This is a genomic window from Candidatus Aminicenantes bacterium (assembly GCA_026393855.1).
In the GTDB taxonomy this organism is placed as follows: domain Bacteria; phylum Acidobacteriota; class Aminicenantia; order Aminicenantales; family UBA4085; genus UBA4085.
Genome location: JAPKZJ010000089.1, coordinates 19,879 through 33,148, shown reverse-complemented (window position 1 = coordinate 33,148; position 13,270 = coordinate 19,879). Strand labels below are relative to the sequence as shown.

Genomic DNA, 13,270 nt, shown 5'->3' with positions numbered 1-13,270 from the left:
CGCCCTCAACCTCTCCAATAGGCTGGGCGAATTCGACGCGGCCGACGGGCGCCTGCTCCGTCTGTTCGATGTCGGCATCGCTCCATTCGACGTCGTCCTCGTCCGCGGCAAGGCCTATGTCAGCAACTGGGGCGGGCGCCGACCCAAGCCCGGCGACCCGACCGGGCCGGCCGGCCGCGGGATGATCGTCAAGGTCGACCCCATCACCTTCATCGCCAATGAGGGTTCGGTCAGCGTCGTCGACCTGGCCTCGGGCCGGGTCATCAAGGAAATCCTGGTCCATCTCCACAGCTCGGCGCTGGCCGTTTCGCCCGACAAACGGTTCGTCGTCTGCGCCAACGCGGCCAGCGACAATCTCAGCGTCATCGATGCACGGACAGATGAGGTCGTCGAAACGATCTCGGCCAAGCCCAGCCCGGCCGACCTCTTCGGGGCCTCGCCCAACGCCCTGGCTTTCGACCTCAAGGGGAAGACGCTCTTCGTCGCCAACGGCACTCAAAACGCCGTGGCCGTCATCCGGTTTGACCCCAAGAAAAAAGCCTCCGCTTTCCTGGGCCTCATTCCCGTCGGCTGGTGGCCCGGCGCCCTGCTTGTCGACGGCCGCCGCGACGCTCTCTGGGTCGCCAACATCAAGGTTCTGCCCGAGGCGACAGGCATCGACAAGCGGACTAACGCGCCGGGCTTCAACTCGCACCAGTACCGGGGCTCGCTCTCCCGTATGCCCTTGCCCCAAGCGGCGGACCTGCCCGCGATGACCCGGACGGCCTGGACCAACTTTCACCGCGATCGGATCGCCGACGCCCTCCTGCCGCCGCGGCCCGGCCAAGCGGCCCGCCCGGTCCCGGAGCGGATCGGCGAGCCGAGCGTCTTCAAGCACGTGGTCTACGTGGTCAAAGAGAATCGGGCCTATGACCAGGTTTTGGGCGATATCCCGTCCGGCAACGGCGATCCCGCCCTGACCATCTTCGGGGAACGGATCACTCCCAACCAGCACAAGATGGCCACGGAGTTCGTCCTCCTGGACAACACCTACTGCAACGGCATTTTAAGCGCCGACGGCCATCAATGGTCCATGTCCGCCTTCAGCACCGACTACATGGAACGCTCCTTCTCCGGCTGGCCGCGCAGCTATCCGGACGGCATGGGCGAGGACGAGGCCGACGCCCTGGCCTATGCCCCGACCGGCTTCCTTTGGGATAACGCCGTCAAGCACGGCAAGACCCTGCGCGACTACGGCGAGTTCGCCATGCCCAAAGTCCGCTGGGCGGACCCGCAGCGCAAGGGCGAGCCCGACTGGGCCGCCAACTGGCGCGAATACAACGCCCCCACGGGCGAGATCATCTACGAGAGCGAGCCGGCGATCGAATCCCTGCGGCCGTATCTGGCCCTCCAGACGATCGGATGGAACATGAACGTCCCGGACCAGTTCCGGGCCCGCTACTTCCTGCAGGAGCTGGCGGAGTTCGAGAAGAAGGGCGAAATGCCCCAGCTCATCATCATCTGCCTGCCCGACGACCACACCAGCGGCACCAGCGAAGGATCGCCCATCCCGACGGCCTGCGCCGCCGACAACGATCTGGCCTTCGGCCGCATCGTCGAGGGGATCGCCAAGAGCCGGTTCTGGAAGGACACGGTCGTTTTCGGCATCGAGGACGACCCCCAGGACGGTTGGGATCATGTCAGCGGATACCGGACGACGGCTTATGTCGTCAGCCCCTACGCCAAGCGGGGCGCAGTCGTTTCGACCTTCTACAACACGGTCAGCCTGATTCGGACGATCGAACAGATCCTGGGCCTTCCGCCTATGAACCAGTTCGACGCGGCCGCCGTGCCGATGGCCGACTGCTTCACGGACCAGCCGGACTTCCGGCCCTTCGCGGCCGTGCCGGCCAAGGTCCGGCTGGACGAGATGAATCCCGCGCCGCCCCAGGTCAAGGACAAGCTTCTGCGCCGCCAGGCCGTCCTATCGTCGCAGCTGAACTTCCGGCAGGTCGACGCCTGTCCCGAGGATACGCTCAACCGAATCCTCTGGCATTCGGTCAAAGGAAGCGCCGCACCCTACCCGGCCTGGGCGGTGCGCCCGCGCCCCGCAGGGGAGGATGATGACGATTAAGCGGCCCCGCCTCCGCTGGCCGGCTCGCGAAATTCTCAAGTATATCGGGCCGGGCCTCCTGGTCACGGTCGGCTTCATCGACCCGGGTAACTGGGCCTCCAACATTGCGGCCGGAGCCTCCTACGGCTACGCCATTCTCTGGATCGTGACCCTGTCCACGATCTTTCTCGTCCTGCTCCAGCACAACGCGGCCCATCTCGGAATCGCCTCCGGCCTCTGCCTGGCCGAGGCGGTGACATGCCACTTTCCCCGGACGGCGGGACGACTGGTCCTGGGCTCGGCCATGATCGCCGTCGTCTCCACCGCCCTGGCCGAGATCCTCGGCGCCGGCATCGCCCTGGCCATGCTTTTTCATATCCCGGTCAAGATCGGGGCCGCCCTGGCCGCCGTCTTCGTCCTGGTTATGCTGGAGACGAACTCCTACCGCTACCTCGAGCGCTGGCTGATCGGGCTCGTCTCGCTTATCGGGCTGGCCTTTCTCTACGAGCTGACTCTCGTCCGGGTGCCTTGGGGAAGCGTCGCCTCCGGCTGGGTGACGCCCGCCATCCCCGCCGGGTCCATGCCCCTGCTGATGAGCGTCCTGGGGGCGGTGGTCATGCCCCACAACATCTTCCTCCACTCCGAGATCATCCAAAGCCGGCGCTGGGACCTGGCCGACGAGAAGACCATCCGCCATCAGCTCAAGTTCGAGATGTTCGACACCCTGACCTCGATGGTCGCCGGCTGGCTGATCAACAGCGCCATGATCATCGTCGCCGCCGCCGTCTTCTTCGCCGATCGGATTCCGGTCGGCGACCTGGCTCAGGCCGAGGCGCTACTGAAGCCCATCCTGGGGCGGGCGGCCGGGATTGTCTTCGCCGTGGCTCTGCTCGCGGCCGGGCTCTCGGCCGCGGTGACGGCCGGCATGACCGGGGCCACGATCACGGCCGGGCTCGGCGGCCAGCCCTACGACATGAAACAGAACCGCTCGCGGGCCGGGGCCGCCGTCGCCATCCTCGGCGCCCTGGCTGTCGCTTTCGTTCTGCGCGACACGTTCCGTGGGCTCATCGCCTCGCAGATGCTTCTGAGCATCCAGCTCCCGGTTACGATCTTCAGCCTGATCGCCCTGACCTCCTCCCGCAAGGTCATGGGCCGCTTCGCCAACACCCGGTCCAACCTGGTCTCTCTGCTCGTCGTGGGCGGGCTGGTGGTCCTCCTGAATATCCTTCTTCTTCTCGCCGCCCTGCAGATTATTTAGAAAACTTGTCTTTCTCCAAACTCCGGGAAGATCAGGCGGTTCAGGGTATCGGCCAACGGCGAAATTGCGAGAAGAGGCCGAAGCCGCCGGGCCGATACCCTGCACCGCCCTCACCGGGATTTGGCGAAAGACCTGATGACTTGCCTTCAGCCCGTGGCCTGGGCCAGAATAGCGCCATGATCGCACCCGCCGCATTCGCCCTCGCCCTCTGTATCGCAGCCGCGCCGCAGACCGCCTCCCCCGTCGAGCCCCAGCCGCTCAAGACCGGCGTCAAGGATCTTGGCGTCAACGTCCTGCTCGACTCCAGCCACCAATTCTCTTTCTTTCATCATTGGCAGGTTCAAGAGGCACTGCGGGAGACGGGCTTCCGGGTCACGGGCAGCCAAGCCTCGCTCGATCGGGCCCTCACCCCCGGCTCCCCCATGCGCGTTCGGGTCCAAGCCGACCATGCCTGGGGGATCGAACGCCCGTTCACGACGATGCCCGCTCCCGCTTACGACGTCCTCTTCACCTATCAGCACGGCGCCTTCCAGCCTTATCTCCCGGCGGAGCGCGCCGTTATGAAGGCTTTCATCGAAGCCGGCGGCGGGGCGGTTTTCGACGTCTCGACGCCGGATGCCCCGGCGGCGGACATCCTGCGCGAGCTGGGCGCCGCGATCGGCGCCGCGCCGGCGGACGCAGTCCTGCGGAGTAAGGAAAAAGTTCCCGGCCTGGCCGCCGCGGAATTCCCCCGCTCCCTCAAGCAGGCGGAACTGGGGCCGGGCTGGACGGTCGCTGCCGGCATCGATGATCGGCACGGCGCCTTGGCCTGGCGGAGTCTCGGCCGCGGAACGATCATCCTCCTCGCCGACCCCAGGCTGCTGCGGGTCAAGGCCGAGAAGGGCGAGCGCGTCAATGGCGCGCTCCTCGACTGGGCCGTCCTCAAGGCCTCGGGCGGGTCGCGGAAAAAAGCGGACGGCCGTCGCCTGCCGTGGGAGCCCGAAGGCCTGGGCGGCGCGTTCTACCCGGACAACGAGATCGAGATCGGCGGCGTCCGTGTTCTCTACAGCGACAACCAGCTGCCTTCGATCCTGGATCTGGCCCGGACGCGGTTCACCGAAGTCATGGCCATTCTCCAGAAAATGCTGCCGACGCCGCCCAATCCCGGAGGGGCATACTACATCAACCTGGCAGCAGGCGAGGGCGGAGGCTGGGCCGAGAACGCGGTCACTCCCAAGATGGCCGGGACGATCTCGGTCAAGCCCGAGAGCATCCTGAGCATCCTGGCCCACGAGCTGGCCCACACGATGAACGGGCCCGAGGCGGTCGACGGGACGCCGGGCTGCCGGCTCCCGGATTGGTGGAGCGAAGCCCACGCCGGCTGGTTCCAGCGCAAGACCATCAAGGAAATGGGATTCGGCGAACGATGGCCCTATTTCTCCAAGGCCCTGGCCGGTCAGGATCCGACTTTAAGCCTCGATCTGGCAAATCTGCCCCCGGACAAGGTCCGCCTGGCCTGGGACAAAGCCTGGGTGATTTGGTCGATCCTGGACGCCCGTTACGGAGCTGATTGGTATCCGAAATGGCTGTCCCACATCCACAAGACGTTCAACGATCCCAAGCGCCTGCTGACCATGGATGAATATATCCGAACCGTCAGCGAGACGGTCGGCGAGGATACGGCGGCGCTTTTTGAGCGCTTCGGGACGACGGTCGGCCCGGCCGGCCGCACGAACCTGCCCCCGATCGGGCCGAGGAAATAAAGCGCGTTTATCGCTTCTCGTACGACTCCGTGATGGCCTGGTAGATCATGGCTCGGAATTTGGCGTGCAGGTCGGAATTGCCGGCCGGCAAGAGCTGGGTCATCAGGACGCAGACGAGCTTCTCGACCGGGTCGACCCAATAAGTCGTGTGGTAGGCCCCGCCCCAGCCGAAGGACCCGACCGTCCCCGGCTGGCCGTTCCGGCCGAGGCGGTCGGTGACCCAGAAGCCCAGACCGAACCCCTGGGGGCCATAGAGATTGCCGACGTGATCGACCGTCATCAGCTCGACGGTCTTGGGGCTTAGAATCCTGACGCCCTGGAGCTCGCCCCCGTTCTGAAGCATCAGCAGGAAGCGGGCGTAGTCCTCGGCCGTGGCCAGCAGCCCGGCGCCGCCGGCGTAGCACATCCGGGGTCCTTTGACATAGAAGCTGTCCTTCGGGTCCTCCACCAGCTTGATCCCGCCCTTGTCGTCGGCGCCATAAACCGGAGTGAAGCGGCCCAGCTTTGATTCGGGCAGGAAGAAATGGGTGTCGGACATGCCCAGCGGGCCGGCGATCCTTTGGGCCACGAAATCGGCCAGGCTCATCCCCGACGCGACTTCGACCAGATAGCCCAGGATGTCGGTGTTGTATCCATAGAGAAACTGCTCGCCGGGCTGAGCGTCCAACGGCAGGCCGGCCAGCTTCTTGATGACATCGCCCACGGGGACGTTTTTGTCGGCCAGGAACCAGCCGGTGATGCCCGCCGCGGCCCAAGCGTCCTTGGCGGGTCCGGTGCCATAAGAGATCCCGGCCGTATGGGTCAGGAGGTCGCGGATGGTGATCGGGCGCTTCAGCGGGACGGTCGTATAGCCCTTGGCATCCTTGCCGGGAGCCTGGACCGCGACCCGCGAATCGGCGAACTCGGGGATGTACTTGGAGATCGGATCGTCGATCAGGAGCTTGCCCTCCTCCTGTAGGATCATGACCGCGGTGGAGGTGATCGCCTTGGTCTGGGAGGCGATCCGGAAGATCGCGTCGAGCGGCATCGGCGTGCCCTTGACCGGATCGAGCTTGCCGAAGGCTTGATGATAGGCGATTTTGCCGTCCCGCGCGGCCAGGACGACCAAGCCGGCCAGCTTGCCCTTGTCGACATAGTCCTGCAGGACGCGGCTCAGGCGCTGCAGGCGCTCGGCCGACATCCCGACCTCGGACGGCTTGGCCGTCGGAAGCTGGCCCGCCGGAAGGCTGGCCGCGGCCAGGGAGAATGCAATCGCGAAAAGCGCGACGGATGTCGCTCTCGAGATCAGATGTTGACGCATGAGCCGCTCTCCTTTCCGCCCGGAGCCCGGGCCCGATAAACCCGTTTGATACCCCGGGCTAAAGCCAGGGGTATTTGTAGGGTTCATACTGAGCGGCGCTTATATCCCCGATTTGAAAATCGGGGTTAGGTGCCGCGAACGTATCAATCTATTCCATTTCAGGCCGGAATTCCAGACGCGGCGCGGCGCCCGATCAGGCGGTGATCTCCGAATTCAGCGGAGGATTGCGGGCGGGTTCGATTTCTTCTCGTTCAAAGGAATGACGTAAAACGGCTGCCCGTTGAATTCGAAACGAGACCAACCCTCGGGCAAGGTTTTCAGGTTTGGAAATGTCTGCGGAATTGAAACCGCGAGCTTTTGCAGCTTTTCCTCGAGCCCGGCGACTCTTTCTTCCAAGGCGACAACTTTTTTCTGGAGATCTTCGAGGCTGAGAGACCGGTCCTGGCCGACGCCCGCGCCGGGCCCGGCCACCAGGAATGCAGAGAGTAGGACGATCGAGCCCAAGATGGACTTGTAGTTCATTGGTTCCTCCCTATTCCGTTCAACGTCGGCTCGGTTAGAATCGTTTCACGGCCGGGAACCTATCCGCGGCGGCCAGCGGAGCGGAACCGAAGCGGGGGCTTGCGTCAACGTGGCTGGGCCCGGACTCCGGGCCGGGGAAGGGCCAGGCTCCGGCGCATATCGTTGAAATTGGGGTCGATCTCGAGATAGCTGCGCGCGAAGTAAGTGCCGGCGTTGTTCAGCTTGGCCAGGCCTTCCCTCAACAGGGCATCGGCCCGGTCGTTCAGGCCCAGGCCGGCGTAGATCGAAGCTTCCCGGAGATGATCGAGGGAGAGGGCGGCCTTGCGGGGGGAAAGCAGCTCGATCTCGTTCAGGATGGCCAAGGCCCGGCTCCGATCGCCGCGGCGGGCGGCGATCATGCCCTCGTAGTAAAGCGCCCCGATCCGAAGATCGACGGGAGTCGTGCAGGAGCGGAAGGCGGCCAAGCTGCCGGCCAGATCGCCCTGGTAGTAGAGGATCTCCCCCCGCCGATAGGCGATGATCGGCAAGGGGTGCTCCTGCTCCACCTCGGCGCAGATGCTCAAGGCCGGGCCAAACTCCCGCTTCAGCATCAGCAGCTCGGCGAGAGCCGCGTTGATGATCGCCGTTCGTTCGGCGTTGTAGGCGATCCGCAGCAAACGCACGGCCTCGTCCAAGTCGGCCGACTTGCCGGCGCGATCGAAGCGCTTGATATAGCAATAACCGATGACCCCGCTCAGCCTCGGGTCATAAGGATAGCGGGCCAAAGCCTGGCCGGCCAGGCGGAAATACTCCCGGCTGGTGTCGCCGTCCAGAAGGAATTCCCTCATCAGCAGGTTTCTGATCCGCGCGATGAAATACTCCGGCAGGTCCGGCTCGAGCGCTTGGGCCTTGGCCAGCAGCTCCTCGGACTTGTCCAGCCAGGTGATCTCCTTGCGGCCCTGATAGTTCACGAAGTTGGCGTAGCACCGGGCCAGGCCGATATAGGCGTGGGCGAAGCCGGGATCGGCCTCACGGGCCTTGCGAAACAGGTCCATGGCGACATCATTGGCCGCAGCTTCCCCCATGTCGGCAAAACGAGAGGCTTCGACACACAAGGACCATGGATCGGTGGCTCCGTTATCGATGACCCCGAGGCCCGACGGGTCTCCGGGGAGGCTCGAGGGGTCAGAGGGAGAGCCCCCCGGACTCGGGCCGGCGGCTGCCCGGCGCGGGAAATCGATCCGCGCCCGAACTTGATCGCAGAGGTCCTTCAGGCAATAAGTGAGATTGGCGACGGCTTTTTCATAGACATGGTCCCAGAGGGTCAGACCGGTTTTGGCATCGCGAAGGCTGATGCTGAGAGTCGAAAGCGCATCGTCCGGCCGGAAACCGGCCTGGAGCAAATAATCGGGCTCCGGCAGCCCGGCGATACGGACGGCGGCCATCGCCGCCTCGGTGCGCGCCGCAGGTTCGGGCATGGAAATCACTCTGGCCCGACCACCGAAAGCGAGCTGGCTGAGGATTTGGTTGTGGATTTCTTTGGCTTTGTAGGCCTCCGCCGGGGATGCATCGGCGGAGGCGATCGGGAAGACGCCGATGACCGGGATGTCCGCCGCGGGGAAAAGGACCGGCTTCAATCCGAACCAGGCCAGAGGCAAGCCCAGGACCAGTGCGGCGGCGATGACGGCCGTCCGGCCGCCACGGCGAGGCGCGGGGCCGGCCGCCTCGGGCTTCGGAGCCCGCCGGTTGGCCAGCCAGGCCTCCAGCTCGGCGACATTCGCGAAAACGCGAGACCGTTTCGAAGCCGGATCGAAACGCCGGATCGGCAGCCCGCATTCGGCTTCCCAGCGGGCGCACGTTTTAACGTCGCAGCCGAGATAATCGGCGATCTCTTTCCAGGAACGGAGAATCTGATCATCCGACATAGCTATCCCTTCAAATGATTCTTTCATTTTATTCACCGCCTTGCGGTTGTCAACATCCCCTAATGACCGCTCGGCTTCAGGGCGTATAAGCCCGAGCTGGGACGGCACAGCGACAGGTCGGCTTTCAAATTCCGTCCCAACCCGGTCGGCTGGAGATCCCCCTCCCGTTTGGTTCGTCCAGCCCCCGTACTCAACTCGATGCAACTTCAATCTAACTTAAATGCAATACAAATCAAGACTTTCCCCTGACATGCCCGATTATTCCCCTTATTTCCCGACTTCTGTCGCCATATGACGTATCCGGACGCCTTTGAGAAACCGTTTGATCCTTGCAAAAGACCCGGGGAGGCCGTCCGATCAAGGAGAAAAAGTTAGTGATTTATTACAAAAAAGTGGCTTACCCTTTCGGGCAAGCCCCCGGAATCGCTATCCGCCCAGGTTTCGGTTCGGGGCCAAGACCGCGATTACTGCTTTTCGGGCGCCAGCTGGACTTCCGACCAGAACGAGTATTTCTTGGCATTGACCCTGGTGCCGGTTGTGCCGATGATCTTGGTGCCGTTGTCGCCCGCGATACCCGACCCCTGGGCCTGGGTCCGCGCATTCTGGCGCCTTATCTCGTCGGTCATGCCGCCATACTCGAGGCCGACGAGGACGGTCTTGCCCGGAGCCGACGCCACACCCGCCTGGGTTGAAGCCGGACGCTCCAAGGGAATCAGAAACTCGTAAACCAACATCTGGCCTTGGGGTCCGAACTTGTAGACGGGAATCTGGACGGGCGCCTCGGGCGCGGCGACGCCCTCCGGCTTGGCCCCCAGGACTTCATGGGCATAGAGATAGTAGCTGGGCTTGGACCGAATCTGCTTCTTGGTATCCTCGGAGACCGGCCCCTGTTTTTCCAACCGGGCGATATATTCGTCGGCCTTGATCATGACTTTGTGAAACAGAATTCCGTAGTCCTTCTTCTTTTTGGCCGCGTTAAAATAGAGGGTCACGCCGGTCGAATCGATTGTCGATTTGGCCGCTGGATTTCGGATCATCAGGAGGACGTAAAGGTTCTTGGCGTCGTTGGCGAAAGCATAGCCGATGTCTCCGCCCTCGACGTCGACGAAGACCGGGTTGATCCAGTCGGCGGGAGCCCCGTCGACGGTCGGGGGCGGGGCCATCCAGGTGCTTTTGACGGGGCCGTCCTGGGCCGCGGCGGCCAGGGAAATGACGACGAATAAAAGGCCGAAAGCCCATTTTCTCGAGCTCATTTTCATCATCGGGGAACCTCCATATGGATTAACGCGCCGGCAAGGCAAAATTGTACACATTATTATGACGATCGGGAGCGAAAAATCTTCCCTTCGTGGCGTTCAAGCCGTATAGAAGGGTTCATCACTTCTCGATGGCCCAAAAGGCCAACCCGGACGAGCTAGGCCTTCGTCGCCGCCTCAATCCGGGCTTGAATCTCATTCCATTTTCTAATCCGAAGGATGCCCCGGAAGCACGAGAACAGGCAGGCCAGCCCGATGATCCCCAGCGTCACGGCGATGCTCCAATCCCGGATCGCCGCCATCTTGTCCGGTCCCGCGGCCCCCCCGGTCATGGCATCCCAAGCGGTGCGAATCTCCGCAGAATGGACGCCGAGGGCCTGAAAGATCATGACCGGCACCGAAGCGTCGATCACCGCCGTCACGCCGACGCGAAAAGGAGTGAGATTGGGCCGGATCAGGTTGACCAAGGCCAGGACCGTGACGACGACGATGAAGACGGCGATGGGGATGAAATACCGGGTTCGGAAATCAAGCCACAGCGGGGATGGCTTAAGAAAGGCGGGGACGCCGTCGCGGGACAAGACGGCCGTGAGGCTGAACCCTCCCAGCCACCAGATCAGAACGAACGGGTTGATGACGATTTCGGCCAGGGAAGAGGTCCGGGGAACCTTAAGGGTGTTGCGGACGGCCGGGAGTCGGCGGGGATTCCAATCCCCGCGGGCCGTGGATTTCCGTTGAACCCGTTCGCCGATCCCGAATCCGAGGGTGATCATGGCCAACAGAGTCCAGGCCGTCGTCCAGAGGGAACCCAGGGCTTGGAATATAGCCGAACCGGAATGGGCGGATCGATAGGAAGGGACAAAGATCATCAGGCCGGCCCAGATCAGAAACCAAGGGACGAGGTAGATCCCGCCGGCCAGCTTGAGGACGAATTCGTAGATGGGATAGAGCTGCGGTCCGATTAGATGACGCTGGGGCAGGAAGCGCCCGGCGACAGTGAAGGGACTCCCCCGCTGCTTGAGCAGGGTGGAAAGGTCCTCCTCGGCCAGGGCCCGGCCAAGCTCCGTCTCGCGCTCCTCGACTTGGGAACGGATGTCCTCGGACAGCTCGGAGAGGATGTCCTTTTTCTGATTCTTGGGCAGCCAGAAGCCGACGGCGTTGAGATAGCGTTCAATGAGATCCATCGTTCATCTCCTTGAGGATTCCGGCTAGGGAAGCCGTCATGCCTTCCCATTCGGCCGTTAAAAGGTTCAAGACCCGCCGGCCTTCGCAGGACAGGCGATAGAAGCGGCGGGCGCGCTTCTCTTCCTCGCGCCATTCGCTGGTCAGCAAGCCTTGGGATTCCAGGCGCCGCAGCAGCGGGTAGAGCGTGCCCTCGTCCACCACCATCCCCTTCTCGGTCAATGATTTACGAAGAGTGTAGCCGTAGCGTTCGTCTCGCAGCGCGGCCAGCACGGCCAGGGGCACGCAGCCCCGGCGGAGTTCCAACCGGAGGTTCTCGAAGAAGTCATTCGTCATATTGGGCCCCTCGATATTTATACATTGTGATACACAGTATACGACGCACAGTATAGGATGTCAAGTTATTTTTTACCGATTTGATCGCAGGGCGAGAATGCGGGGCCGCTACTCTTCCGCTTCCGCGGGGGCCGCTCCCCGCCTTACCGCCCTAATTAGCTCTGTCGGCTTCGCCTGATGAGCCGTTTAGGACGGCAAGGCGCGTTCCGATTTTAAGGCCATGTGCGCTTTGCCGTTCGGCGCAGCAGAGCCCGGACGCGCCGCCGCTCGGCCGCGGACAAGTCCCAAGTCTGAAGCAGCGCGGCTAAAAGCCCGGCCAGGGAGCCGCCGTAAAGGCTCCGGCACAGTGACCGAATCAGGTCGACGGCCGTCTCGTCCTTGCCCCATTGCGGGGCATAAACGAAGGCCCGGCCGGATTTGCGGCGGCCCAGCCAGCCGTATTCCTCCAGGCGCCGCATCTGAACCTGGACGGTCGTCCGGCGGACCCTTTTCCGGCGCCGGGCATTGAGCCCCGCCCAGACCTCATTGACCGTGGCGCCGCCCCGCTCCCAGATTTCGCGCATCACGTCCAGGCTCTCCCCGGACAGCATATGGTGCCTCACGACCGCCTCCCGGCCATTTTTCTCAGTTTCATATTATCGATTATAAAACGACATTTGTCGTTTTTCAAGCGTGAAAATATTTTGATTATCCCCTTGACAAGCCATTTTCGCTATGATATTTCTTGTTCGCATTTATACAGGTTCCGGCAAGGAGTTATCCCATCTTTCCTTTCGGGCCCTCGCCTCTCCCCTTTCCCCCCTCCTCCCCTCTGCTCCGTTCGGCGTTCCTGTCCGTTCCCCAACTCCGTCTTCCCAATCCCATTCCTTAGAAGGAGGTATCAGCACGTGGATGTCCAAACTGACCGCGTGAACGCCTTTATCCGGAAGCACAAAAACGAGAAAAAGGCCCTCATCGCGATCCTCCAGGACATCCAGGCGGAGTACAACTACCTGCCGCGGGAAGCCCTGCAGCAGGTGTCCCGCTCCGTCGGCGTACCGCTCATCGACGTCATCGGCGTAGCGACTTTTTATCGGGCTTTCAGCTTGAAGCCGCGCGGACGCCATGTCGTGACGGTATGCCTAGGCACGGCCTGCCACGTCCGGGGCGGGCCGAAGATCCTGGAGGAGTTCGAGCGCCGCCTCGGCATCGCCTCGGGCGACACGACCGAGGACAGCAAATTCACGCTTGAAACCGTGGCCTGCCTCGGCTGCTGCGCCATCGGGCCGGTCGTGGTCGTCGACGGCGACTATCACGCCCAGACCTCGATCCGCAAAGTCGAGGCCATCATCAAGCAGTACCTTAACAAGTGAGACGCCGCATGAAAACACCCGTCAAACTCAAAACCGTCAAAGCCCTGGAACAGGCCATCGAGGTCCAGAGAAAGCTCCGCCAGTCCGACAAGAAGCCGGTGCTCACGGTCTCGGCGGGCACCTGCGGCCGGGCCCGCGGCGCGCTCAAGGTCGTCGAGGCTTTGCAAGGGGCCTTGAAGAAGGCCAAGCTCGACAAGAAGGTCAAGATCCGGGTCACCGGCTGCCACGGGTTCTGCGAGGCCGAGCCCAACATTCTCGTCCACCCGCATGACCTGTTCTACCAAAAGGTCGACCCCAAGAACGCCGACGCCATCGTCCTGGAGACG

The 13,270-nt window shown here is 63.1% G+C and carries 11 protein-coding genes; 4 read left to right on the top strand and 7 right to left on the bottom strand.

Going from position 1 to position 13,270, the window contains the following annotated elements; translation table 11 throughout:
- The 3 genes from NTZ26_10960 to NTZ26_10950 all read left to right on the top strand — a co-directional run.
- A partial coding sequence (locus NTZ26_10960; protein ID MCX6561014.1) for a beta-propeller fold lactonase family protein occupies window positions 1-2,113 on the top strand: 2,113 nt, incomplete at its 5' end.
- Window positions 2,103-3,350 (top strand): Nramp family divalent metal transporter, encoded by a 1,248-nt coding sequence (locus NTZ26_10955; protein ID MCX6561013.1) that lies wholly within the window; start codon window positions 2,103-2,105, stop codon window positions 3,348-3,350. The genes NTZ26_10960 and NTZ26_10955, both read left to right, overlap by 11 nt.
- Before the next feature lie 176 nt (window positions 3,351-3,526).
- The gene (locus NTZ26_10950; GenBank protein ID MCX6561012.1) at window positions 3,527-5,092 is read left to right on the top strand and encodes a hypothetical protein; all 1,566 of its coding nucleotides are present in this window, start codon (window positions 3,527-3,529) and stop codon (window positions 5,090-5,092) included.
- 7 nt (window positions 5,093-5,099) lie between these two features.
- Here the strand turns inward: NTZ26_10950 and NTZ26_10945 are convergent, their stop codons facing one another.
- The 7 genes from NTZ26_10945 to NTZ26_10915 form a co-directional block, all read right to left on the bottom strand.
- On the bottom strand, window positions 5,100-6,392 hold the full coding sequence (locus tag NTZ26_10945) for a serine hydrolase (protein MCX6561011.1): 1,293 nt from the start codon (window positions 6,390-6,392) through the stop codon (window positions 5,100-5,102).
- 213 nt (window positions 6,393-6,605) lie between these two features.
- Window positions 6,606-6,914, bottom strand: a complete 309-nt coding sequence (locus tag NTZ26_10940) for a hypothetical protein (GenBank protein MCX6561010.1) — start codon at window positions 6,912-6,914, stop codon at window positions 6,606-6,608.
- A gap of 104 nt (window positions 6,915-7,018) precedes the next feature.
- Complete coding sequence (locus NTZ26_10935; protein ID MCX6561009.1) at window positions 7,019-8,818, bottom strand: hypothetical protein; 1,800 nt, start codon at window positions 8,816-8,818, stop codon at window positions 7,019-7,021.
- Between the two features lie 464 nt (window positions 8,819-9,282).
- A complete protein-coding gene (locus NTZ26_10930) occupies window positions 9,283-10,071 on the bottom strand; it encodes a hypothetical protein (GenBank protein MCX6561008.1) in 789 nt (262 codons plus the stop codon).
- Between the two features lie 161 nt (window positions 10,072-10,232).
- The gene (locus NTZ26_10925) at window positions 10,233-11,258 is read right to left on the bottom strand and encodes a hypothetical protein (GenBank protein MCX6561007.1); all 1,026 of its coding nucleotides are present in this window, start codon (window positions 11,256-11,258) and stop codon (window positions 10,233-10,235) included.
- The gene (locus tag NTZ26_10920) at window positions 11,245-11,592 is read right to left on the bottom strand and encodes a helix-turn-helix transcriptional regulator (GenBank protein ID MCX6561006.1); all 348 of its coding nucleotides are present in this window, start codon (window positions 11,590-11,592) and stop codon (window positions 11,245-11,247) included. The genes NTZ26_10925 and NTZ26_10920 overlap by 14 nt, the downstream gene beginning before the upstream one ends.
- Window positions 11,593-11,804: 212 nt before the next feature.
- Entirely contained in the window at window positions 11,805-12,194 is a 390-nt protein-coding gene (locus NTZ26_10915; GenBank protein MCX6561005.1) for a BlaI/MecI/CopY family transcriptional regulator, read from the bottom strand.
- 285 nt (window positions 12,195-12,479) lie between these two features.
- Here NTZ26_10915 and nuoE point away from each other — a divergent pair, with 285 nt between their 5' ends.
- Window positions 12,480-12,944: an NADH-quinone oxidoreductase subunit NuoE gene (gene nuoE / locus NTZ26_10910; protein ID MCX6561004.1), complete on the top strand. Its 465-nt coding sequence runs from the start codon at window positions 12,480-12,482 to the stop codon at window positions 12,942-12,944.
- Window positions 12,945-13,270: the final 326 nt, after the last annotated feature.